Genomic DNA, 21,255 nt, shown 5'->3' with positions numbered 1-21,255 from the left:
CTGTATATAGATCAAGATATCGTTTACGATTCAAAGCCTTCCAAAACCAATTTGCCAATCATATCTCCCGTTTCTAGCAAACGGTGCGCTTCCTGCAATTGAGCCGCATTAATCGGATGCAGGCGCTTCGTCTCTGTTGTGCGTAGCTTACCTTCATCGATCTGAGTCGCAATACGATTTAAGATAACTCCTTGCTCGCTCATATCATCGGTCTCATACATCGAACGGGTGAACATAAATTCCCACACAAATGTAGCACTTTTGTTTTTGAGTGCTTCCAGATCTATCGGTTGCTCTGTTTCTACAATCGAACAGATTTTACCTTGAGGAGCTATCGCATCCGCCATATGTTGCCAGTGTTGATCGGTATGATTTAAGCATAAAATATAATCCACATTAGAGATACCTATCTTTTGTAATTGCGGAACAAATTCATCATGGTGGTTAATAATATGATCGGCTCCATGTGCCCGCGCCCAATCAGATGTCTCCGAACGGGAAGCTGTACCGATCACAGTTAGACCTGCTTGCTTGGCAATCTGTGTAGCGATAGAACCGACTCCACCTGCGGCATTGATTATCAGTATCGTATGACCCGAGTTCGCTAATGCCTCTTCCGGGATACCCAGACGTTCATGAATAGCTTCCCATGCAGTCAGTGATGTTAAAGGCAATGCCGCTGCCGCAGCGAAATCAAGCGACTTGGGCTTATGACCGACAATACGTTCATCGACAAGATGGTATTCACTATTCCCACCTGCTCTTGTCACACTGCCCGCATAAAAGACTTCGTCCCCGATCTGAAAATTCGTTACTTGTTCTCCTACTTCAACCACAGTTCCAGCTACATCCCAACCCAGAATACGAGGAGTCTCTTCTACTTGATCTTTAGGCGCTCGAATCTTTGTATCTACCGGATTAACCGAAATCGCTTGAACTTGCACAAGAAGATCACGCCCGCTTGCAGATGGCTTGGGTATTTCTACATCCAATAGACTCTCCGGTTGATCGATTGGCAAATAACGGGTTACGCCTACAGCTTTCATCATACTCATTGTTTTCATCCTTTCGGTATCTATGTATTTCGTTAGTATATATTTACCCGTTATTCATTTATCTCACACTAACCGCTTTTCTCTTTTCTTTATCCCTTATTCTACTTCTACGCTTCGACCCTCTTATTGGATACAAATACATGATACATTGTGCAAATCAATGTATTTCTTTTGATCTCAAATGATGATAAAGGAGCTGACTATGCACGTATGAAACTTTCAGTTTTTACTGTATGTACACCTGATCTTACACCAGAACAATTGATTACAGCAGCGACGCAGGCAGGTATAGACGGAATTGAGTGGCGCTTTGCTGCTATTCCGCAAGAGGCGCAAGAAGAAGCTCCTTCTTTTTGGCGACATAATCGTTGTTCGATTGATCCAGAACATACTGAACCTAGCGTTTCTATAATCAAGCAATCTGTACAACAACATCAATTGGAATCGATAGCGCTGGTTCCTTATCTGAAATGTGGTGATCTGGACAGTACGCATCATGCGTTTGCTACTGCCAGTCAATTAGGTGCTTCGATGATGCGTGTCGGTGTACCGCTATATGATCGTAGCCGTCATTATCGTGATCTGGATGCAGAAGCTACCCGTTACCTTTCCAGTGTACAGGAACTGTCTCAACAATACGGTATTCAAGCTTTGATTGAGACTCATCATCAGACGATTGCAGCCAGTGCTTCTGCGGCGTTACGTCTGGTAGAACATCTTGATCCACAGCATGTCGGTGTATTGTATGATCCCGGCAATATGGTACATGAAGGATATGAAAATTATCGGATGGGGCTTCAATTGCTAGGGCCTTATCTAGCTCATGTCCATGTCAAAAATGCCGCATGGGTTCAGCACAATCAGCAATGGCAGTGTCAGTGGGCTCCTCTACTGGAAGGGATTGTGCCCTGGCAACAATTGATTAGTGATTTGCAAAGTGTAGGCTATGACGGTTATCTGGGTGTTGAAGATTTTAGTACACAAATGGATTCGTTCGAGATGTTATCGTATTTTGCCAGATCATTTCGCGAACTTGCCGGGCAGTCGATCAAGGAGGGTCAACGATGAAAGATACATCTTCTACTATACGTGTAGGTATTATTGGGGTTGGCAATATGGGAAGTGCTCATGCACGTACATTATTATCAGGTACGATTCCCGGTGCAGAGTTGGTAGCTGTCTGCGATATTCGAGAAATGATGCGCGATTGGGTAAGTGAAAAGCTATCACCTGCGATTGCCTTTTGGAGCAATGCAGAAGACATGTTATCTTCTGGAACAGTAGATGCAGTGATTTTGGCGACTCCGCATTATGATCATGCCAGACAAGCGGCGCTCGCATTTGCTAAAGGTATTCATGTGCTAGTCGAAAAGCCTGCTGGTGTATACACCAGACAAGTACGAGAAATGAACGAAGCGGCAGCAGCAAGTGGCAGTGTATTTTCGATTATGTACAATCAACGTACCAATCCACTCTATATCAAATTAAAAGATTTGATTGCTTCCGGTGAGCTAGGTGAGATCAGACGTCTGAATTGGATTATTACGAACTGGTATCGCTCGCAAAGTTATTATGATTCCGGTGGTTGGCGTGCGACATGGAGTGGTGAAGGCGGTGGGGTATTGATCAACCAGTGTCCACACCAACTGGATTTGTTGCAATGGACAACAGGCATGATGCCAACGCGGATACGTGCTTTTTGTCAGTTCGGTAAATATCGCAATATCGAAGTTGAAGATGATGTTACTGCTTATGCAGAATACGAGAATGGCGCAACAGCCGTCTTTATTACAACAACAGGAGAGTATCCGGGCAGTAATCGATTTGAAATTACAGGTGATCAAGGCAAAATTGTGATCGAGAACGATACGCTCACATTCTGGCGTTTGCGCGAATCAGAGACCTCATTTAATCAACATTACACCGGGAAATTCGGACATCCTGAATGTTGGAAATGTGAGATTCCGATTGAAGGAATTGAGACCGGTCACCCAGGCATTATACGTAATTGGATCGAGAGTATTCAGCATGGCACACCATTGATTGCTCCCGGAGAAGAAGGGATTCGTGGTCTAAGCCTATCCAATGCGATGTACTTGTCGACATGGCTCGATGATTGGGTAGAACTACCTGTGAGTGAAGAACAATTTGAACATGAATTAGAGCAACGTAAACAGCAATCTTCTGTTGCCAAATCCCAACTCTCAACAGATCAATTACCTGCTGATCTCAGCACTACTTATAAATAAAACAATCCAAGTGAATATATGTTAAGGAGGTAAGCTATGATTCATTCGTCAAAAGACGGTATGTTTTACGCGCCAACCAGTGACTATCAAGCTCAACCAGTATGCGCCCCTGGTCAATGTCAGGTAGCTGTAGCTGCACTGGATCATGGGCATATCTATGGGATGTGCGAAGGATTAGTACAAGCTGGTGCTTCGCTAAAATGGGTATATGATCCTGATCCACTCAAAGTACAGCAATTTTGCAAGCAATTTCCTCAAGTGAGCATTGCACCAACACTGGAACATATTTTACAAGATGATGAGATTGTTCTAGTCGCTGCTGCTGCGATTCCAGCAGATCGAGGGCCTCTTGGCATACAGGTGATGCAAGCAGGCAAAGATTATTTTACTGACAAAGCGCCTTTTACGACATTGGAACAATTATCTCAAGCCAAAGTCGAAACTGCTCACAGTGGGCGTAAATATATGGTCTATTATAGTGAACGTCTGCATGTGGAAAGTGCGGTCTATGCAGAGCAGTTGATTCAGCAAGGGGCTATCGGACAGGTAGTACAGGTTATGGGTACAGGGCCACACCGCTTACAAGCGACGAAGCGACCGGATTGGTTTTTTGCGCGAGAACGATATGGAGGGATTCTATGCGATATTGGGAGCCATCAGATCGAGCAATTTTTAACATTTACTGGGTCTACAGATGCGACGATTCAGCATAGTCGTGTAGCTAATTTTCATCATCCTCAATATCCTGAATTAGAAGACTTCGGTGAAATTTCATTGTTTGGGAATAGTGGTGCTTCAGGATATATGCGTGTCGATTGGTTTACACCGGAAGGTCTTAGCACATGGGGAGACGGACGCACAACTATTCTAGGCACAGACGGTTATATTGAACTGCGTAAGTATGTCGATATTGCCCGGGATACCGCAGGCGATCATGTCTATCTGGTTAATCATGAAGGCGAATATCATTTTGAAGTCAAAGGTAAAGTAGGCTATCCATTTTTCGGTCAATTGATTCTGGATGTGTTGGAGCGAACCGAACACGCTATGACTCAAGAACATGCCTTCAAAGCCGCTGAACTCTGTCTGCTAGCGCAACAGCAAGCATGGAAAAGAACAGACGCTTTACAAGGATTTGCGACTGTTCCTTTCGCCAATCGACTGTCCTAGTGTTCTCTGCCAGTGTTACAATGGAGTCAAGATCATAAGATAAATAGACCCATTGCAGGAGGTACACTGGCAAGATGCCTAACACATTGCGTTTAGACCAGTCTGTGACGTATGGATATCGCTCGGAAATGCCTTTTCAGCCACCAACCGTAGACGGATTCCACTCTCATTTACATTATGAAATTTATTATTTTCATGCCGGTGTGTGCACCTATATTATAGGAGATCGTAGTTATGATCTGCGTCCGGGTGATGTGTTATTGATGCATGGTATGACTTTGCATCGCCCTCATCCTGCACCCGATCAACCGTATATTCGCTCGATTTTGCATTTCGATCCAGCGGTGTTACACAATTATATTCAACCTGAACATATCTCGGAATTGCTGTATCCTTTTGAACATATCGGGAATTGCCGTCTGTCTCTCAATCTAGAACAACAAGCAGAATGGGAGCAGTCGTTAGCGTATCTACAACAGATCGCTCCTCAGCAACATGAAAAAGTATCGCTGCGATTTATGATGCGTATGTGTGATCTATTATCACTGCTTGCTGAACGTTGTAAGCAAGAACATATCACCTATGAACGTATCGGAAAGTCAGGATATGCTCAAGAGATTCTTGATTATATCGAAGCTCATTATATGAACGATATCACTCTGGATGATATTGCAGATCACCTCCATTTGTCCAAGCCTTATATTGCAAGCGTGTTCAAGCAATCGACAGGCACAACGGTATTCAAATATTTATACAATCGGCGGATCACACAAGCCACATTGTTGTTGCAATACCAGTCCGATCTATCGATCACTGAAGCTAGTCGATTGGTAGGATTCAAGCAACTGACTCATTTTAGCCGATTGTTCAAGCAAATGGTTGGTTGTTCTCCTGAAGTGTATCGTGCCAGATGGTTACGAGATGCGATCAATGAACACTAGCACTAGCACAAAAGCCTACCCCTGTGTATAAATCTTTTCAGGGATAGGCTTTTATTGTGTTGGATTATGATTGAGGATGATTGAGATTAGATCCAGCCGGATTGTTGCAATAAGCGGCGAATCATCGCTGTTGCTTGTCCGCGTGACACATCGCTTTGTGGATTAATAGCTCCTTGAGCACCTTCAACAATATGATATTTGACAGCCAAAGCCAATGCAGGCACAGCCCAATTGGAGACTTGCTTGCGATCGGAAAAACCATTTAGCTGTGCATTGGCTTCATTAGTCGTCATATCGGTACGCAAGCCTGTTAATTTCATCGCATGACTCAATATTTCACTTGCTTCTTCGCGGGTAATCTGTTGATTCGGGCGAAATGTCGTATCTTTATATCCTTCGATCAATCCATGATTACTGGCGCTCCCGATCACACCAGCATACCAATCAGAATCATGCACATCGGAAAAAGTGATCTTGCTTGGTTCAGCAGACAATCCTAGTGCTCTGACAATCATCGCTGCAAATTCTGCTCGGGTTACCAGTCGATCCGGGGCAAATATTCCTCCCTTTTCTCCTGTTACTACAAGCCTTGAAGCCATATCGTTAACATCTGTACGACTCCAATGCGTATTCATATCGACAAAAGATTGATGATGCGATATCAGCGCATAGATCCCGTTACTCCATCCATGAATATGTGCGCTAGGCTGACGGTCTGCTGACGATGAGATTACGGTAGGCACAGGATTAATTGTCTGATCACTGTGATACACAATCGCTGTAGTGACTGGATAAGCCGAAGCAGATGTTGTATCAGGTACTGACATCGTTACTTCAAGACTTTGATCATTTGCCTGCGGATTCACTGCTACTGTCTGTCCATTGTATTCAGCATGTAATTGAATAGTTACAGGAGAACCGATCACCGTCAGTCCTTGTTGGTTCGCAATAGATTGTAGCGGTGCTATTTCACTACTGGATGGTGTACTGATATTAATGATGAATGTAATTGGTGTGACTGTAGATGGTGGATTGGTAAATGATTGAATCAATTGTTGTTGCTGTAGGGTAGCTATCGGTAAAGTGTACGTTACTTGCGGGCAGACAATCATTAGCGAACCATTTTGCTCGTATAATGCTTGTAATAATGAACCTTCAATCGGCACTTGAATCAATGGCTCTTGATTTGAGATTGGAATCATTAGTCGATGATTGTTATCGGCTGTTAGTTGTTGAATCGCTAAAGGAGTGTTTATACGAATCGTAGATGTAGATAATGTAGTATGATCTGTAGTCGGTTCTATCGTAACTAGCGGACGATTCACTGTGTTGTTATCGCTAGGCGTAGTTGTAGAATCTGCGGAGTCTGCGGATTCGATAACAGGTTCTGTAAGAGACGAATCTACTTGATCCGGTACAACAGAGGTTACAGTTGGATCGACAAATACATACCCACCATCTCTACCCAACTGAATAACAGCTAACAAGCGAAAATGACTAGGATCTGCTTGTTCTCGAATATACAGATAGCCAGGTTGCCATTGTACAGGTGTGACCATAAGTTCTGCTTGAACCCACGTACCATTAGTGCCATTCGTAGAATCTACACTATACTCCATCGCTGTAGTAGTTCCTGTAAGCCAGCCTGCTAAAATATTTACCCCTACATCTGCTAAATCTATCGAAGATGCTGCAACAACAGGTGATAATAAGCTATCTGATGATGGTGCTGATATCTCGGCGGCTTGAACATCTTGTACAGCACCCCATCCCCACGTTACCATCATTAGCAGACTGATACAGCAGACATACAGTGAATATCGACTGATATCACGTCCTCGATCATGCTTCATCGCTAACCCTCTATTCTTTTTAATAATCACGTAGTTTTGGTGATTTATGGATGAAGCCGTTGATATAATTGCACTGTTTCTTTTTCAGGTTCAATGCCCAGATCTTCATGTAACAAATTCACAAAGCTTCTATAGCAACTTGCCAGCAAAGCATAATGACCGATACTAGCATAAGCACTCATTAATAATCGGCAAATTTCTTCAGAATACGGGTCTTTTTGCCATGCACCTAATAAGCGCTGAATCGCTTGTTGTTCCCGATTATGGTTGATCTCATATTGCGCGGTAGTGAACAGCAAATTCATATAAGCTTGCAATAAATTTTGACGACGAATACTTGCCCACGGATAATCATGTTCTTCTAAATAATCACCTCGATATAAAGACAACAAGTGATCATTTTGAAGGTAGCAATCTTCGGCATAATCTTTGTCTGCTTGAATTCCTGCTTCAAATCGATCGACATCATTCATAATGCCTTCTTGACTCAAGCGGTATCCTTCTTGTGCATATTCCAGCTTGGTTGTGATACCCCATTCTTTGAGTAATTTCCGAATTTGATATACCGATGTATGCAAATGGGTTGTTGCTTTTTCTTCTGTATATTCCGGCCATAACGCATCTATAATTTTTTCTTTGGAGACCCATTCTCCTTTATGATGCATCAGAAAAGCAAACAATTCTTGAGCTTTCATCGTACGCCATTTTAGCTTTTTGCCATCAGGGTGCCCATCTTGTAAAGTAAGTCGCTTAAAGCATAATACTTTGACAACATCATCCACAGGCTCAGTCTCTACAGGTTGGGTTGCTGGAACTGAATTGCGAATCCGCTCTAATGTTTTTTGGAAACGAACAGGCACAATTGGTTTTAATATATAATCGAGTGCGTTCAATTCAAAAGCTTCTAGAGCATATTCAGAATAGGCTGTAATATAAACAATTTTGATACTCTGATCGATCTGTTGAATATATTCAGCCGCTTCTAAACCGTTGATCTCGGGCATACCGATATCGAGAAAAACAATATCGGTTTTGTCTTTTTTCAAATGATCAATTCCTGCTTGAGCAAATGTATATTTTCCAACGACTTCAATCTCGCCATCTTTGTGTAACAGTTTTTCCAAGTGTAACAATGCTGGTTTCTCATCATCAATCAAAATCGCTCTCATGCGCTTATTTCACCTCCCGGAATAATAAAGCTTACTATTGTTCCTTTGCCGATAGAACTTTCAATGTGAAGCCCTTCTCCATACATGGCGAGTAGTCGTTTGTGAATATTAATCACACCTACACCACTATTGGCAGAAACAGCAGATTCTCCTGTTAACAACGCTTGAATCTTGTCAGGGGCAATACCGATACCATCATCTTGAATACGTACTAACAAATCATTCTGTTGTTCTTGAATCGAAATCGTCAGTATGCCTCCTGCTGCTCTGTTCATCAATCCGTGTCGTACTGCATTTTCGACAAGCGGTTGGATACTAAGCGGTGGAATCATTTGTCCCATTTCGCGATCTATATCCCATACAACCTGTAACCGTTCATCAAAGCGTGCTTTTTCCAAAAATAAATATGATTGAATCAATTCAATTTCTTTGTTTAATGTCGTTAACTGATCTCGATTCTGAAAATCAAAACTCCGCCGTAAATACTGACTCAGTTCAATCAATAATTCTGAGGCTTGATCAGAATCAATCGAGCACATCGCAATAATTGTATTCAACGCATTGTATAAAAAATGGGGCTTAATCTGCGCTTGTAAAAAAGCCATTTCTGTTCGCAATACCGTCTGTACAGACGATTTGAGTGCTAGTAATGTGTTCACCCTTGCTCTAAGCTCAATCGCATGCACAGGCTTGCCTAGAAAATCATTTACCCCTGCGGCAAATCCATTCTGAATATCTTCAGGACGACTTCGTGCAGTTAACATCAATATCGGTAATTCAGTCAAAGAATACCGTTGACGAACTTGGCGACATAATTCCAGTCCAGACATCGCAGGCATCATCCAATCGGTAATCATTAAATCAATCTTTGGATGATACCGTAATTTATCCAACGCTTGTGTACCACTTTGAGCTTCAATGACTACATACTGTTGTAACGATAAAATATTATTTAACACCTGCAAATTCACCGGATCATCATCAACAATCAAAATTACATGAGTATGCGGAGTAGCAGATAATTGTTCATCGGTATGAGTGACTGCCTCTTTTTCGCGTTGCAACACAGGTTTGTTTTTGGAGAGCGATAGTTTGACTTTGTGTTGAACAGTGATCGGTTTGGAGAGCGTGATCAGTTCTTTGGTGACCGGAACATCGGCTATCGGCAACGTCACTGTAAATGTAGATCCTTGACCTGGAACCGAGTCTACTGTGATCTGTCCATCATTCAATTCAACAAGCTTTTTAGTAATACTAAGTCCAAGCCCTGTACCGGCGTAACTTTGTTCGGATAGCCCTAACCCTTGCTCAAATGATTTGAAAATATCTTCATACCGATCTGCTTCGATTCCGATCCCTGTATCTATTACAGAAAAAGTAACAGCTTGCACACCTACTTCTACAATAAAACGAATCTCTCCTTGCTCTGTAAACTTCACAGCATTACCAAGCAAGTTATACAAAATCTGATTTAACCGATCTTCATCGGTATACAGCGGAGGTACATATTCAGGCCATTCTTGGATAAAAACAATCTGCCGTCCTGCTGCGGTATAACTAACAATTTCCAGTACAGATTCTGCAACTGTACGCAGATCAACAGCTTTGCGATCTAACAATAAATCTCCATTTTTTAATTTAGAATAATCGAGAATATCGTTGATTAGAGCTGCTAGCTTACGCCCTGTTGAAGAGACTAAGATCAGTTGCTCGGCTTGCTTGTCTGCTACAGGGCCCGCCGCTCCTTCAACCAGTGATTCAGTCATATTAATCATGCCATGCAAAGGTGTACGCAGCGCATGTGAGGTATTAGCGATAAATTCATCTTTCAACTCATCTAACGTTAGTAATTGCTGAGATAGATTCTCAATTTGTTGAAAAGAAAGCGCAAATTGACGACCGATCATCAGACACTGTGTAATTACAAAAAATAGCACTTCTAAAGGAATAATAACGGTATTATCTACAATTCCTCGCAAACTGATTAAACTGATAATCGCAACGACCGCCAGACTATGAACACTTAACAACATCGACTGACTATTCGGTTGCTTGCGTATAACTGCTCTGACAACAATGTAGAGAATATAAGCAATAGTCAGCAAATTAGATACAAACCAAGCTTTATCCACTTGAGTAAACACCGAAGTCGGTGTCACCAGACTCATAATCAGCAAAAGGATCGACATGATTCGATAGCTACGTAACACCCAAGTATGTGCTACATTCGGCAACGATTGACTCACATAAAACAGCAAACAGTAATAGAAAGTAACCGAGCAGATCAACTGAACACGCAATACGATATCGTAGGAAAGATGTGGTAATACCATACTGAATAACTTTTCTCCATGCGTTAATACATGTATAAAAGCAGCAATACAGAAAAATCCAAGATATAGCAAAGTCTGATCTTTACGACGCATATGATACAAAATCAAAACATAAAGACCTGGAAGCAAAAATCCTCCCATAACTGCAATATCACTAATAATCGAAATTTCACGTTCTTTCGTAATCGCCGCTAGATCGCCAAAGTTGATCGGATAAGCAATACCTCCAGAAGAATAACTAAAATTCGATACTTGAACGATTAAATCAATCGTATTTCCCTTTACAGGAACCCATGTGTTATAAGGAACATTGTTCGGGATCGTTGTAGAAGCTGTAGTGCCTGGCGACCCACTAGATCCTACAAATTGTCCATTGATAAATATCCGACTGGCTGTACGAATATTTTTGACATGAATACCGTATAATTGTTCTGCTTGTTGCGGATTGGCTACCAGAATACGCAAATGATATGTGGCATAGCCGAAAGCCGAAGCACCATGTTGTTCCATCACTTGATTCCACGCTTGAGGAACTTGAATAGGTTGCGCCGGAGTACTGGTTTGTACTGCTTTTCCATTTTGAAAATCTTGCGGATTCAGAAGAACAGAAGGATATATATCCCATTCTCCATTTAGCGATACCGTACCATTGGCAGTGTAATCCCACTGGCGCAAATCGATCACGCCATGTTGCGCGACAGGATCGTCTATTTTATCGACAAGATATTGCCGGATAAATCCGTATACAGGCAAAGCGATTAACAACAATACAATTATAGGGACTAGCCATTGTTTTTTCATAACGGCTCCTTCATTTTCTTCTGATGTTGACGATTTATGTAAGAACGATTTGCAGGTTTGCGCAAAATAGTTCATGTTCTAATGTATATAACGGTTAAAAGCATCCAGAAATGTTGGTTTTGAAGCAAAAAAAGTTAGCCTTTTCGTTAATTATTCAAGATGTTTGATTTGGTGTATGTTAATGGTAGAGTCATAGCATATAAGGAGGAATACTTATGAAAGCAGTTGTAATCGAACAATATGGTGAAAAAGAAGAACTGAAAGAAATGAATGTTCCTGATCCTGTGCCCGGAGAACATCAAGTGGTTGTCAAATTAAAAGCGACTTCGATCAATCCGATTGACTGGAAATTACGTGCAGGTTATTTAAAACAAATGATGGATTGGGAGTTCCCTATTATTTTGGGATGGGATGCTGCCGGCGTGATTACAGAAGTCGGATCTGCGGTGACTGAATGGAAAATCGGAGACGAAGTATTTGCTCGCCCGGAAACGACACGTTTTGGTACGTATGCCGAATATACACTTGTAGATGATCATTTATTAGCAGCATTGCCTGTCAGTGTAACGTTTCAGGAAGCGGCTTCGATTCCTTTAGCAGGACTCACTGCATGGCAAGCCCTCTTCGATCATGGACAGTTGAAATCAGGCGAAACGGTATTGATTCATGCGGGTGCAGGTGGTGTTGGTAGTCTAGCGATCCAACTTGCCAAAAATGCAGGAGCACATGTTATCACCACAGCTAGCGAAAAAAATAAAGAATTTCTTGAATCATTAGGAGCAGATCAAGTAATCGATTATAAATCGACCGACTTTGCCGAAGTGTTATCCGATATTGATCTAGTGTTCGATACGATGGGTGATAAGATTCAAGCAGATAGCTTTAAAGTTCTCAAACCAGGTACAGGACGCTTGATCTCTATCGTTGGCGAACCGGATGAGAAGCTCAAAGCTCAATACGATGTAACTGCCAAGTCGATCTGGTTAGAACCGAATGGTGAACAATTGCAGAAGTTAGCGCTATTGATGGCGGAAGGCAAGCTCAAAGCAATCGTCGGCACTGAAATTCCTTTCTCTGAAAAAGGTCTACAAGAAGCTCATGAATTAAGTGCGACTCATCATGCTAAAGGTAAAATTGTAATCACGTTTGAATAGAAACGGTGGTGCAATATCCAATGGGATGGATTAATCCAGCAACTGTATTTTCAGATCCTTTATTTCGCTTAATCTGGTTGATTGAATTACTGATCTTATTATTTATAATTTTGACCGGTTCACGTTTTTCTCGTAAAAGCTGGATCGGTACCACAATCTTATTTGTATTAGGATTATGCGCTCTTCTACCGGGTTATATTTATCAACTTACACACCCAGAACCGATAGGAGCGTTAATCGATATTCCATTGTTATTGATGTTCCCGATTATGTTGGTCAGTCTTGTATGGGCAATCGTGATCTGGATCTATCGATGGCGTATCAGACGACATTCACGCTCTTCTACTATAAGCTAATAAAACAAAACCTCTTATTCGATATCTTCCCGAAATAAGAGGTTTTTATTTTTTGATAGATTAGAATAGCCATCAGACGTTACTGTAGATTATTCGTCTTTTTGCAATTGTTCTACAGTCGTACGTATAATTAATTGTAGTGCTCGTGCCATTAAGTTGATCGGCAATGTCGGAAGACTGGGCTTATGCAATGCCATTTCTGTAGACGCTGGAAAATGAACAAAGCCTGCGAGTACACCCGGACTGGACTGTTTGATATAATCCAGCATACCGTACATCACATTGTTACAGATAAACGTTCCGGCTGTATTGGAAATAACGGCTGGAATCCCATTTTCGATCAAGCGATCAGTAATCACCCGAATCGGTAACGTTGAAAATAATCCATCCGGGCCATTTGCTCGAATCGGTATATCTTGTGGACGTTCATTACGGTTATCTGCATAACTAGAAGCTTCGATATCTTTGATATTCACAGCAATCCGTTCCAGATTAACGGCTGTGCGTCCTGCGGCAAGCCCGCAAGCAATAATGATATCAGGCTGAAACTTTTCCACTTCAGCCAGCAACAACTCTACACATTCATCATAATGTACAGGTAACAAAATCGTATGCAGTTCTAACGAAATATCTGTAAATGAGTAATCTTCCATCGCTTGCAATAAAGACTGTGTTGGATTGATGGTATGACCACCAAATGGTTCAAATCCAGATAATAATAGTTTCATCATATACCGCCTCCTGTATCGTATACTGGTGTGCTATTCGTACAAAAAAAGACTTCTGGTTTCTTTACAGTTTACATGAAGATGATCATGTTGGACATTGACATTTAAAATGAATACGTTACAATTAAGATATATATTTTTTGAAATTAAATTTTGCAAAATCATTTTAAAAGGAGATGGAATAGAATGTCAGTATACGATTATTCAGCAACAACAATTGATAAAGAAGAAAAGTCTCTTGCCGATTATAACGGTGATGTACTCCTTATCGTGAACACAGCAAGTGGTTGCGGTCTAACTCCTCAATATGAAGGTCTGCAAAAATTATACGATACGTATCAAGAACAAGGATTCAAAGTACTTGGTTTCCCTTGTAACCAGTTCAAAGGACAAGAGCCAGGCACAGAAGAAGATATCAAATCATTTTGTCAGGTGAACTACAACGTTAGTTTCCCGCTATTCTCTAAAGTAGATGTCATTGGTGAGACAGCTCATCCGTTGTTCCAATATCTAGTGAATGAGACTCCTGCACCTTCTCGTACAGGCGAGATCGAATGGAATTTTGCCAAATTCTTGGTTGATCAAAAGGGAAATGTGGTTAAACAATATCCATCACGTCTTGATCCAGCAGAAGTAGAAAGTGATATTCAAAAAGTACTTGCTGGTGAAAAGTTAAACTAATTGTATGCTGAATACAGTTGTTAAATTGTGGTAAAATAATGATGAAGTACTACTTTTACACTAACTAACTGGAGGTCGATGAACAATGGCATTAACATTTACGGATATGGTAACAAAAGCAAGAAATAACGTACCTGGTGTATCTTCTGAAGAAGCACGCAAAAAAATCAACGCACAACCTGAAACATTTATTATTGATGTACAGGATGCTAAAGACGCTGGAGCTTGTGGTCTAATTCCAAGTAGCGCTAATATCACGTTGGGTATGTTGCCAATTCGTGCTGATCTACAATTGCCAGAAGAACTGCGCGATGGTCGTTTGTCAGATCGTTCACGTCCGATTCTAGTGACTTGTGGTGCAGGCGGACAAGCTGCTCTTGGTGCTTACCTTTTGAAAGAAATGGGCTTCACTGATGTAGCTTATATCGATGGCGGAACAGCAGCATGGAAACAAGCTGGCTTTGAAGTCGAAGAAGCATAATTTTATTTTCATACAACTCTATTTGTAAATATATTTCTCAGAGAAAGCCTTGAAGATTACTTTCAAGGCTTTTTGTCTATTCCATTGCCTACATATCATACCGAATGGCTTATTACTGATAAGGGTAAATAATAATAGATATTTTTTGTAATCGTTCTCATTTTTGGATTTTTATAAAAGTTGTTCTGATGTTGATAAAAGATTATTTTTATAAAAATGGCTAAATATCGCGATATTTCTGCTTAAATGCTCTTAATCACTTATTAAAAGTAGCTACTCTTCTACATTATAGCCATAACCTACAATTTACTACGTTTAACATCCATAACTAAATGGGTAATGTTTTTCACAGCCGTACGCAGTCTACGCCGAGATTGGTATCTTTGAGAGTTATGGTCTCTCTTCTTCCTCCGGTGGCAGGTCGTTCGCTTGAAAAGATCAAGGGGGTAATAATAGATGAGTCGCAATGTAACAATGATGCAATTTTTTGAATGGCATGTCGAGGCTGATGGTTCACACTGGAAAAGATTGCAGGAGACAGCAAAAGACTTGAAAAAAGCAGGAATCGGAACAGTATGGATTCCTCCGGTAACCAAAGGACATACACCACAGGATACAGGATACGGTGTGTATGATCTGTATGATTTGGGTGAATTTGATCAAAAAGAATCGGTACGCACCAAATATGGTACCAAAAAAGAATTGCTGGATGCGATAGCTGCCTGCCACCGTCTTGGAATCAATGTATATACGGATTTGGTCATGAACCACAAAGCAGGAGCCGATGAAACAGAAGCATTCCACGTCATCGAAGTCGATCCGAACAACCGCACAGAAGAAATTTCTGAGCCATTTGAAATCGAAGGTTGGACAAAATTCACTTTCCCTGGTCGTGGCGAAGAATACTCTGCTTTCAAATGGAATTATCATCATTTCAATGGTACCGATTATGATGCACGCGCAGAACGTACTGGTATTTTCCGTATTGCTGATGAAGGCAAACAATGGAATGAGAATGTAGATAATGAATTTGGTAACTATGATTATTTGATGTTTGCTAACATAGATTATAATGTTCCAGAAGTACGCGAAGAAATGATCAACTGGGGTAAATGGATGATCGATACAACCCGTTGTGACGGCTTCCGTCTGGATGCTATTAAACATATCAACTACGAATTTCTACGTGAATTTGTAGGCGAAATGATCAACAAACGTGGACAAGATTTCTATATCGTAGGCGAGTTCTGGAATCCTGAATTAGCCGCTACTCAGGAGTTCTTGGATACGGTTGATTATCAGATTGATCTATTTGATGTATCGCTACATTACAAATTACATGAAGCTTCTCAATCCGGAGCGGCTTTTGATCTTTCAACGATTTTCAACGATACATTAGTACAGACTCACCCCACACATGCTGTAACTTTTGTTGATAATCATGATTCTCAGCCTAATGAAGCGTTGGAATCTTGGATTGAAGATTGGTTCAAACCACTAGCATATTCATTGATCTTGTTACGTAAAGATGGATATCCTTGTGTATTCTATGGTGATTACTTCGGAATCGGTGGCGAACATCCAGTAGAAGGCAAAAAAGATATGCTGGATTGCTTGCTATATTCCCGTTATAACAAAGCATATGGTGAACAAGACGATTACTTCGATGATGCTAATATTATTGGTTGGGTACGTAAAGGTATCGAAGAAATCGAACGTTCCGGTTGTGCAGTCGTGATGTCTAATAGCGATGGTGGCGACAAACGGATGTTTATCGGTGAAGAACATGCCGGTGAAATCTGGGTAGATATGACCAATGCGCGTGAAGACCATATTACGATTGAAGAAGATGGTTGGGCGACTTTCCCTGTCAACGGTGGTAGTGTATCGGTATGGGCGTTGCCTGAACTGGATATCGATCATGAAGAGAACACGGAAGAAGATGATCATTGTGTCGCTGTACCTGAAGGCGAAGAATTAGAAGGACACGTGGTAGCAGATCGCGGTTCAGAAGATTCTAATGACAATGAACCTGCACCAACTCACTAATATTAATTAAAGAAATCCTTTATATCTAACAAAAGCGGAATATACTCTTCTAATTCAGAAGAAGAGATATTCCGCTTTTTTATACTTTGATATGATATATACGTTATATTATTTGGATTGAAAAGAATGATAACTTACAAATTCAGCTACAGGCTTGCGGTAACCGCGTGGTCGTTGACTGTTTGTATCTTCTTTCCCGATCGTCATCATCATAACAGGTACATATGTATCAGGCACATGAAGTTCAGTCGCGACTTGTACAGGATCAAAGCCGATCATAGGACAGGTATCCCAACCTTTTTCTTTAGCAATCAACATCAACGCCATTGCCGACAGGCTGGCATTACGAATCGCTTCTTCTTTTTGAAAACCTTCGCCTCGATCATGATAAAATTGAATCGTGGACGACACAGTCTGGTCATATTCTTGCTTGCTCAGTATACCGAGATTGAACATACCTTCATAGATTTCAGCAGTATGCTCATGGGCTTTGGTGTCTCCTAAGACGACAATTACAGCCGATGACGTAAGTACTTTATATTGTTTACCTGAAGCTTCATACATTTTTTGCTTACCTTCGGTATCATTAATCACCACATAATGAACATGTTGCAAATTAAAAGCAGAAGGTGCAAGCTTAACTAGATTGAAGATTTCGTCTAATTCTTTTTCGGTGATCTGAACATCTGGCAAAAATTTAGCGGCTGATCTTCTTTCTTTGTATACATCCAAAAATTCTCCCAATAGTTTCTCCTTCTTTCTCGTAACTAAATGATAGTATATATTATTTTATCGGTTAGTTACCTTAAATATGTATAGCTAAATAAAAAAATAATGGAGTGACATTATGGAAAACTTTAAAGATCGATTTAGCGAGTCTTTTTTACAACATTTTGTTGATTGTATACAGAGTCATTCTACTGCATTTGATGCCGATGTATTTTTCAAGCAAATTTATGATGATCGGTGGCACGAACTGGCTTTTAAGCAGCGGTTACGACATATCGCGCAAGCAATCACTGTAGCTCTGCCTCTTCCTTATGAGCAAGCGATAGATATCTTGATTCAGGTTGCTCCCAGTTGCCGGGGAGTCGAATATTTATTTTTCCCGGATTATGTAGAGTTGAATGGGTTAGAGCATCTGGATAGTTCTATACGTGCTCTGGAAGTATTTACTGTATATTCTAGTGCTGAGTTTGCTGTACGTCCATTTATTATCCGGTATCCTGAACAGATGTTAGCACAGATGGATCGCTGGATTGCAAGCGATAATGAGCATCTACGTCGTCTGGCTAGCGAAGGATTCCGTCCACGCTTACCCTGGGCGACACAGCTACCTTTATTTATTCAAGACCCATCGCCAACCCTTGAACGCTTAACACAGCTCAAAACCGATCCTTCGCTTTATGTACGTAAAAGTGTCGCCAATCATCTTAATGATATTGCTAAAGACCATCCTGAACGAATCGCTGAGTTAGCCAAAGAATGGTACGGTCATGATACACATACCGATTGGATTGTGCGTCATGGTTGCCGAACGCTACTCAAGCGAGATCATCCGGCGATTTTGCAACTATTCGGTTATATAGCCAGTGAAGAGGTACATATTGCCAATTTTCATATTCAGCCTACAGCAGTCATGATGGGCGATTATGTAGAGTTTTCTTTTTTATTAATGAATGAATCGTCTACAGATCAATCGCTACGGATTGATTACGAGATTCACCATCTGAAAGCAAACGGCAAAAATGTACCCAAACGATTCAAATGGACAGCCAAATCTTTTACACCGGGTAGTCATTTTCTTACTAAAAAGCATCTATTCAAAGAAATTACAACACGTAAATATTATGCAGGTATTCATTATGTATCGATCTATATTAATGGTGTAGAGCAAGATAAAGCTTCATTTCAACTAGAGATGTAATTGATTTGAATACTATAATGGCTTACACACTTATGATCTAAAATACGAATCTTATCTACAATATACGAATTTTATTTACAATCTTATAGCGCCTCGTTATACGAAAAAAAGCAAGCTAGCTACAGCATTTACCTGTAGTTAGCTTGCTTTTTAATAGTAGCAATTATTTCAAAACGCGAATGCGTTCTTCAAGCGGTTTGAACTCTTTGTCACCTGCTGGTGCTGTTGGTTTACCGAATGGCATTTCTGCAACCAATTTCCATGATTCTGGAATATCCCATTCTGCTTTGATTTTCTCATCGATCAATGGATTGTAATGCTGTAATGAAGCGCCATAACCTTCAGCTTCAAGCAATGTCCAGATCAAATATTGATGCATACCGGAAGATTGTTGTGACCATACCGGGAAGTTATCTTGATACGCTTGGAACTGCTCTTGCATACCGCGAATAACTGACTCATCTTCGAAAAATAGGATCGTACCATAACCTGCTTGGAAGCTATCCATTTTTTCTTGTGTTGGGCCGAATTTGTCAGCAGGTACGATTTCTTTCAAAATATCTGTTGTAAACTGCCACAATTGATCATGCTTTTCACCTAACAACACAATCACACGAGCACTTTGAGAGTTAAATGCGGATGGTGTATGTAGTACCACCTCTTCTACAATCTCTTGAATACGTTCGTCAGAAGTTACAGCTTCTTTGCTAATACCATAAATACTTCTTCTGTTCTTCATAGCACTAAGTATATCCGGGTTTGTCATTATAATCTTCCTCCTTCAATGAATTGAGTATGGAATGTTAATATGGTGCTCCTATCTTATTTACCCATTGTGATGAAAAACTATCAGTAACCTACGAAAATAAAGAGAAAGATAACGTATTTTCTTGATAGATAGAGCTGTAAAGATGAGTATAAGCATGGAAAAATAAGATAGGAGTATAGACACTATACTTGCATTTGTTTAAAGGTTTCACTCTTTCGTTTAATACTATTTAGAACTCAAACTCATTATAGTGATTGAAAATTAGGGACGGTAGGAGGATAACCATCATGATTGAGATCGGACTCACAGGATTTGGAGATCATCCTGAATTGTATGGCAAAATCAAAGCGCCTGAACGATTACCTACGTATAGTGAGCATTTTCCTATCGTTGAAATAGATAGTTCATTTTACGCAGTTCAGCCTGTCAAAAATGTAACCAAATGGGTAGAACAGACACCCGATCATTTTGGCTTTGTATTTAAAGCCTATCAAGGCATGACCGGACATTTACGCGGGAAAAAGAATTATTTTGATACCAAAGAAGAAATGTTCCAAGCGTTCCATGTGTCATTGCAACCAGCGATAGATGCAGGCAAATTAAGGATGGCGTTATTTCAATATCCACCGTGGTTTGAATGTAATCGTGACAATGTCGATACGCTACGTGAAACGCGTGAACTGATGGGCGATATTCCTTGTGCTTTAGAATTTCGGAACCAGACCTGGTATATGCCAGAATTTAGAGAAAAAACGCTCGACTTTATGCGAAAAGAAGACTGGATTCATACGATTGTCGATGAACCTCAAGCAGGTATGGGCTCGATTCCGATTATTACCGCAGCTACTTCCAAACAAGCGACCTATGTACGTATGCATGGACGCAATGTAGATGGCTGGCATAAAAGCAGTGATCCCAACTGGCGCAAGCTGAGGTATCTGTATAAGTACAATACCGAAGAATTAACAGAATGGCGGGATCGATTGCTAGAGATTCAAAATCAGTCCGAACATGTATATGTGGTGTTCAATAACAATTCTGCTGGCGATGCGACTCCGAATGCCAAAGAATTAATCGAGATGTTAGCTGATCAAAACGTTTTGTCTGAAAAACATGATATTGGAAGTTCATCTTCATAGGATATATTAATGGATTTTATATTCACATTATGAATACGTAAAAAAGTATTATTTTCAATAAATGGCTTGAACCCCTAACAAACAAAGCGTATAATCAAAGTATAAAAAAAAGATTGTACAGATGTTGGTAGCACCTGCACAATCTGGCAACAGACCCGCATTGAAGAGCGGTCAGCAACTCCAACATAGTGATCTACTTACAAAAGAAATAGACCCATACCTTGGGGAGGCGGTCTATTTCTTTTTGTTTTGATTAATTGCTACAACTATACTAACGACTAAGCCCAGTAATGTAATAATAAGAATACCGAACTGAATCATTAAAGTGAGTGTATCTTTAACCTCCACAAGCATCACCCCCTTTCAAACTTGCAACATCATTAGTTACAAAAGTCTGGTC

General features: G+C 40.6%; 19 protein-coding genes. 11 read left to right on the top strand and 8 right to left on the bottom strand.

Translation table 11 applies throughout. The features are described 5' to 3' along the window. Positions 1 to 23: 23 nt before the first annotated feature. A complete protein-coding gene (locus tag ACFSGI_RS20255) occupies positions 24 to 1,055 on the bottom strand; it encodes a zinc-binding alcohol dehydrogenase family protein (RefSeq protein ID WP_204826019.1) in 1,032 nt (343 codons plus the stop codon). Between the two features lie 210 nt (positions 1,056 to 1,265). On the opposite strand from ACFSGI_RS20255, the gene ACFSGI_RS20250 reads away from it, so the two are divergent. The 4 genes from ACFSGI_RS20250 to ACFSGI_RS20235 all read left to right on the top strand — a co-directional run bounded on the left by ACFSGI_RS20250 (position 1,266) and on the right by ACFSGI_RS20235 (position 5,415). Further along, on the top strand, positions 1,266 to 2,123 hold the full coding sequence (locus ACFSGI_RS20250) for a sugar phosphate isomerase/epimerase family protein (RefSeq protein ID WP_204826018.1): 858 nt from the start codon (positions 1,266 to 1,268) through the stop codon (positions 2,121 to 2,123). Beyond that, positions 2,120 to 3,304: a Gfo/Idh/MocA family protein gene (locus ACFSGI_RS20245; protein ID WP_204826017.1), complete on the top strand. Its 1,185-nt coding sequence runs from the start codon at positions 2,120 to 2,122 to the stop codon at positions 3,302 to 3,304. Before ACFSGI_RS20250 ends, ACFSGI_RS20245 begins: the two co-directional genes overlap by 4 nt. Before the next feature lie 36 nt (positions 3,305 to 3,340). Beyond that, positions 3,341 to 4,474, top strand: a complete 1,134-nt coding sequence (locus tag ACFSGI_RS20240; protein ID WP_204826016.1) for a Gfo/Idh/MocA family protein — start codon at positions 3,341 to 3,343, stop codon at positions 4,472 to 4,474. Between the two features lie 74 nt (positions 4,475 to 4,548). Continuing rightward, positions 4,549 to 5,415: a helix-turn-helix domain-containing protein gene (locus ACFSGI_RS20235; protein WP_204826015.1), complete on the top strand. Its 867-nt coding sequence runs from the start codon at positions 4,549 to 4,551 to the stop codon at positions 5,413 to 5,415. An 86-nt stretch (positions 5,416 to 5,501) separates the two neighbouring features. Here ACFSGI_RS20235 and ACFSGI_RS20230 read toward each other — a convergent pair whose 3' ends face one another. Genes ACFSGI_RS20230 through ACFSGI_RS20220 form a run of 3 tightly spaced genes read right to left on the bottom strand, consistent with a single transcriptional unit; the run spans position 5,502 to position 11,571 of the window. Next, positions 5,502 to 7,268 (bottom strand): S-layer homology domain-containing protein, encoded by a 1,767-nt coding sequence (locus ACFSGI_RS20230; RefSeq protein WP_204826014.1) that lies wholly within the window; start codon positions 7,266 to 7,268, stop codon positions 5,502 to 5,504. Positions 7,269 to 7,312: 44 nt separating this feature from the next. Next, a complete protein-coding gene (locus tag ACFSGI_RS20225) occupies positions 7,313 to 8,437 on the bottom strand; it encodes a response regulator (RefSeq protein WP_204826013.1) in 1,125 nt (374 codons plus the stop codon). Continuing rightward, entirely contained in the window at positions 8,434 to 11,571 is a 3,138-nt protein-coding gene (locus ACFSGI_RS20220) for a hybrid sensor histidine kinase/response regulator (protein ID WP_204826012.1), read from the bottom strand. The genes ACFSGI_RS20225 and ACFSGI_RS20220 overlap by 4 nt, the downstream gene beginning before the upstream one ends. A gap of 215 nt (positions 11,572 to 11,786) precedes the next feature. Here ACFSGI_RS20220 and ACFSGI_RS20215 point away from each other — a divergent pair, with 215 nt between their 5' ends. Continuing rightward, positions 11,787 to 12,725, top strand: a complete 939-nt coding sequence (locus ACFSGI_RS20215) for an NADP-dependent oxidoreductase (protein ID WP_204826011.1) — start codon at positions 11,787 to 11,789, stop codon at positions 12,723 to 12,725. 20 nt (positions 12,726 to 12,745) lie between these two features. Continuing rightward, on the top strand, positions 12,746 to 13,081 hold the full coding sequence (locus ACFSGI_RS20210; protein WP_204826010.1) for a hypothetical protein: 336 nt from the start codon (positions 12,746 to 12,748) through the stop codon (positions 13,079 to 13,081). 89 nt (positions 13,082 to 13,170) lie between these two features. On the opposite strand, the gene ACFSGI_RS20205 is transcribed toward ACFSGI_RS20210, so the two are convergent. Next, entirely contained in the window at positions 13,171 to 13,812 is a 642-nt protein-coding gene (locus ACFSGI_RS20205) for a pyroglutamyl-peptidase I (RefSeq protein WP_379284205.1), read from the bottom strand. Between the two features lie 183 nt (positions 13,813 to 13,995). On the opposite strand from ACFSGI_RS20205, the gene ACFSGI_RS20200 reads away from it, so the two are divergent. The 3 genes from ACFSGI_RS20200 (at position 13,996) to ACFSGI_RS20190 (ending at position 17,020) form a co-directional block, all read left to right on the top strand. Continuing rightward, the gene (locus tag ACFSGI_RS20200; protein WP_204826009.1) at positions 13,996 to 14,490 is read left to right on the top strand and encodes a glutathione peroxidase; all 495 of its coding nucleotides are present in this window, start codon (positions 13,996 to 13,998) and stop codon (positions 14,488 to 14,490) included. 85 nt (positions 14,491 to 14,575) lie between these two features. After that, positions 14,576 to 14,971: a rhodanese-like domain-containing protein gene (locus ACFSGI_RS20195; RefSeq protein WP_204826008.1), complete on the top strand. Its 396-nt coding sequence runs from the start codon at positions 14,576 to 14,578 to the stop codon at positions 14,969 to 14,971. Between the two features lie 456 nt (positions 14,972 to 15,427). Beyond that, entirely contained in the window at positions 15,428 to 17,020 is a 1,593-nt protein-coding gene (locus ACFSGI_RS20190; protein WP_204826007.1) for an alpha-amylase, read from the top strand. A 108-nt stretch (positions 17,021 to 17,128) separates the two neighbouring features. Here ACFSGI_RS20190 and ACFSGI_RS20185 read toward each other — a convergent pair whose 3' ends face one another. Further along, entirely contained in the window at positions 17,129 to 17,764 is a 636-nt protein-coding gene (locus ACFSGI_RS20185; protein WP_204826006.1) for a nitroreductase family protein, read from the bottom strand. 103 nt (positions 17,765 to 17,867) lie between these two features. Here ACFSGI_RS20185 and ACFSGI_RS20180 point away from each other — a divergent pair, with 103 nt between their 5' ends. After that, entirely contained in the window at positions 17,868 to 18,947 is a 1,080-nt protein-coding gene (locus tag ACFSGI_RS20180; protein WP_379284201.1) for a DNA alkylation repair protein, read from the top strand. A 163-nt stretch (positions 18,948 to 19,110) separates the two neighbouring features. Here ACFSGI_RS20180 and ACFSGI_RS20175 read toward each other — a convergent pair whose 3' ends face one another. Next, complete coding sequence (locus tag ACFSGI_RS20175) at positions 19,111 to 19,713, bottom strand: nitroreductase family protein (RefSeq protein WP_204826005.1); 603 nt, start codon at positions 19,711 to 19,713, stop codon at positions 19,111 to 19,113. Positions 19,714 to 20,003: 290 nt separating this feature from the next. On the opposite strand from ACFSGI_RS20175, the gene ACFSGI_RS20170 reads away from it, so the two are divergent. After that, complete coding sequence (locus ACFSGI_RS20170) at positions 20,004 to 20,855, top strand: DUF72 domain-containing protein (protein WP_204826004.1); 852 nt, start codon at positions 20,004 to 20,006, stop codon at positions 20,853 to 20,855. A gap of 234 nt (positions 20,856 to 21,089) precedes the next feature. On the opposite strand, the gene ACFSGI_RS20165 is transcribed toward ACFSGI_RS20170, so the two are convergent. Beyond that, positions 21,090 to 21,209, bottom strand: coding sequence for a putative holin-like toxin (locus ACFSGI_RS20165; protein ID WP_379284198.1), 120 nt, complete (start codon positions 21,207 to 21,209; stop codon positions 21,090 to 21,092). Positions 21,210 to 21,255 lie beyond the last annotated feature (46 nt).

The organism is Paenibacillus nicotianae (assembly GCF_042681745.1).
Taxonomy (GTDB): Bacteria; Bacillota; Bacilli; order Paenibacillales; family Paenibacillaceae; genus Saccharibacillus; species Saccharibacillus nicotianae.
This window is presented reverse-complemented; position numbering and strand designations above follow the sequence as displayed.

Excerpts from the sequence above, each read along its gene's own strand:
- ACFSGI_RS20255 (WP_204826019.1), bottom strand. The coding sequence starts at position 1,055 with ATGAGTATGATGAAAGCTGTAGGCGTAACCCGTTATTTGCCAATCGAT.
- ACFSGI_RS20250 (WP_204826018.1), top strand. The coding sequence starts at position 1,266 with ATGAAACTTTCAGTTTTTACTGTATGTACACCTGATCTTACACCAGAA.
- ACFSGI_RS20245 (WP_204826017.1), top strand. The coding sequence starts at position 2,120 with ATGAAAGATACATCTTCTACTATACGTGTAGGTATTATTGGGGTTGGC.
- ACFSGI_RS20240 (WP_204826016.1), top strand. The coding sequence starts at position 3,341 with ATGATTCATTCGTCAAAAGACGGTATGTTTTACGCGCCAACCAGTGAC.
- ACFSGI_RS20235 (WP_204826015.1), top strand. The coding sequence starts at position 4,549 with ATGCCTAACACATTGCGTTTAGACCAGTCTGTGACGTATGGATATCGC.
- ACFSGI_RS20230 (WP_204826014.1), bottom strand. The coding sequence starts at position 7,268 with ATGAAGCATGATCGAGGACGTGATATCAGTCGATATTCACTGTATGTC.
- ACFSGI_RS20225 (WP_204826013.1), bottom strand. The coding sequence starts at position 8,437 with ATGAGAGCGATTTTGATTGATGATGAGAAACCAGCATTGTTACACTTG.
- ACFSGI_RS20220 (WP_204826012.1), bottom strand. The coding sequence starts at position 11,571 with ATGAAAAAACAATGGCTAGTCCCTATAATTGTATTGTTGTTAATCGCT.
- ACFSGI_RS20215 (WP_204826011.1), top strand. The coding sequence starts at position 11,787 with ATGAAAGCAGTTGTAATCGAACAATATGGTGAAAAAGAAGAACTGAAA.
- ACFSGI_RS20210 (WP_204826010.1), top strand. The coding sequence starts at position 12,746 with ATGGGATGGATTAATCCAGCAACTGTATTTTCAGATCCTTTATTTCGC.
- ACFSGI_RS20205 (WP_379284205.1), bottom strand. The coding sequence starts at position 13,812 with ATGATGAAACTATTATTATCTGGATTTGAACCATTTGGTGGTCATACC.
- ACFSGI_RS20200 (WP_204826009.1), top strand. The coding sequence starts at position 13,996 with ATGTCAGTATACGATTATTCAGCAACAACAATTGATAAAGAAGAAAAG.
- ACFSGI_RS20195 (WP_204826008.1), top strand. The coding sequence starts at position 14,576 with ATGGCATTAACATTTACGGATATGGTAACAAAAGCAAGAAATAACGTA.
- ACFSGI_RS20190 (WP_204826007.1), top strand. The coding sequence starts at position 15,428 with ATGAGTCGCAATGTAACAATGATGCAATTTTTTGAATGGCATGTCGAG.
- ACFSGI_RS20180 (WP_379284201.1), top strand. The coding sequence starts at position 17,868 with ATGGAAAACTTTAAAGATCGATTTAGCGAGTCTTTTTTACAACATTTT.
- ACFSGI_RS20175 (WP_204826005.1), bottom strand. The coding sequence starts at position 19,713 with ATGACAAACCCGGATATACTTAGTGCTATGAAGAACAGAAGAAGTATT.
- ACFSGI_RS20170 (WP_204826004.1), top strand. The coding sequence starts at position 20,004 with ATGATTGAGATCGGACTCACAGGATTTGGAGATCATCCTGAATTGTAT.
- ACFSGI_RS20165 (WP_379284198.1), bottom strand. The coding sequence starts at position 21,209 with ATGCTTGTGGAGGTTAAAGATACACTCACTTTAATGATTCAGTTCGGT.